We start from the raw sequence: 1861 nt of genomic DNA, 5'->3' as shown, positions 1-1861 counted from the left end.
CGTTATGGTCCGCGTGCGCCGCGTCCTTGCGTCGTCGATTCGTTTGTCCATTACGTGACCGAGCGTGTGCGTGAGTACCCCGAGCTGAGCATTGAACGACTTCTTCGGGAGGTTCAGGCGATGGGCTACGTCGGCGGTCGCACAGCTTTGGGTGACTTGGTCCGAGAAGTTCGTCCGCCCAAGCAGCGTGGCTTCGAGGTGCGCTTCGAGACGCCGGCTGGAGCTCAAGCTCAAGTGGACTTTGCTCACTTCAATGTCGAATTTGATGACGTCCCTGGACAGCGGCGCTCGATCTGGTTGTTCTCGCTCGTGCTTGGACACAGCCGTTATTTGTGGGGCCGCTTCGTTGAGCACCAAGACCTTCAAACGGTTTTGCGCTGTCACATGGAAGCGTTTGAGCACATCGGCGGTGTTCCTCGAGAGGTGCTTTACGACCGCATGAAGGCGGCCGTGCTGGGCGAAGTCGAGAAGCACATCGTCTACAACGCAAAGCTCGTCGCATTCGCGCAGCACTATGGCTTTGCGCCGCGCGCATGCAAGGCATATCGCGCAAAGACTAAGGGGAAGGTCGAACGCCCATTTCGATACATCCGTCAGGACTTCTTCCTCGCTCGACGATTTCAGAATCTTGCCGACATGAATCGCCAGTTGCGTGAGTGGCTTGACTCAGTAGCCAATGTTCGTGTGCATGGCACGACGCACCGAGTTGTCGCGGAGCATTTTCTTGAGGAGCGCCCGACGTTGCAAGCGCTTCCCGCCGGTTTGTTCAATGGCGTGATCCGACTCGAGCGGCGTGTGAGTCACGAAGGACTCGTCTCAGTCGGCGGAAACTACTATAGCGTGCCCGACCGAACGCGCAAACGCACCCTCGAAGTTCACAGTCTGGCTCACGAAATCCGGATTTACGAGCAGGGCGAACTGCTGGCAGTGCACCCCGTGCTGGAAGGCCGACGACGAACGTCACTGCTGCCTGGCCACAGGCGCTCCGGTAAGCGCAAGCCGCAAACCGGACGCGCGCTGCCGCCTTCAAATGCAGGCGTCGCACGCCGGCCCCTAACGTTCTATGATCAGGTCGCGAAACGCCTAGCTGACGTTGGGAGGCATGCATGAACAGCGTTCCAAGCTCGACTGTCGAGCGGATACAGCGTTACCTCGTTGGCTTGCGCATGCCACGCGCTCTCGAAGCTCTAGATGCCACTCTGAAGCGCTTTGAGCAGGGCGACAGCTCAATGCTGGAAGTGCTCGAGACGCTGCTGGGCGAGGAATTCACTACGCGCGAGACACGGCGTATTCGGATGGCACTACAGACAGCAAGATTGGGCACAATCAAGACGCTCGCCGGATATGACTTCAGTTTCCAGCCGAGCCTCGATCGTGATCGGATCATGACGCTGGCGCAACTGGATTTCATCGAGCGGCGACAGGCGGTTCATTTCCTCGGGCCGCCTGGAACCGGTAAATCACACCTTTCCATCGCGTTGGGTGTCGAAGCGGTCCGCGCCGGCAAGAGCGTGTACTTCGGCTCGCTCGCCGAAATCGTCAGCTCGATGGCGAAGGCCGAGCGCGAAGGCAATCTGCCGCAACGCGTGCGCTTCCTCGCGCGCAACAGCCTGCTTATTGTCGACGAGATCGGATATCTCCCCATCGGCTCAAACGGCGGCAACCTGTTCTTCCAACTGATCAACGCCTGCTATGAGCGGTGCGCGATTATCTTGACTTCCAATCGCAGCTTCGGTGAGTGGGGCGAGGTATTCGGCGACAGTGTCGTTGCAGCAGCCCTGCTCGACAGGTTGCTGCATCACGCGATCGTGGTGCAGATTGAGGGCTCTTCTTACCGTCTGCGCGAGCATGCCGATTTACT

The 1861-nt window shown here is 59.0% G+C and carries 2 protein-coding genes; both read left to right on the top strand.

Going from position 1 to position 1861, the window contains the following annotated elements; genetic code table 11:
* Positions 1-1110: IS21 family transposase (gene istA / locus BG60_RS36030; RefSeq protein ID WP_034474632.1), on the top strand; the 1110-nt coding region annotated here is incomplete at its 5' end.
* On the top strand, positions 1107-1861 hold a 755-nt coding region (gene istB, locus BG60_RS36025), incomplete at its 3' end, for an IS21-like element helper ATPase IstB (protein WP_034474631.1). The genes istA and istB, both read left to right, overlap by 4 nt.

The organism is Caballeronia zhejiangensis (assembly GCF_000698575.1).
Taxonomy (GTDB): Bacteria; Pseudomonadota; Gammaproteobacteria; order Burkholderiales; family Burkholderiaceae; genus Caballeronia; species Caballeronia zhejiangensis.
Note: the sequence above shows the minus strand (reverse complement) of the source record. Positions and strands in the feature narration are given on the sequence as shown.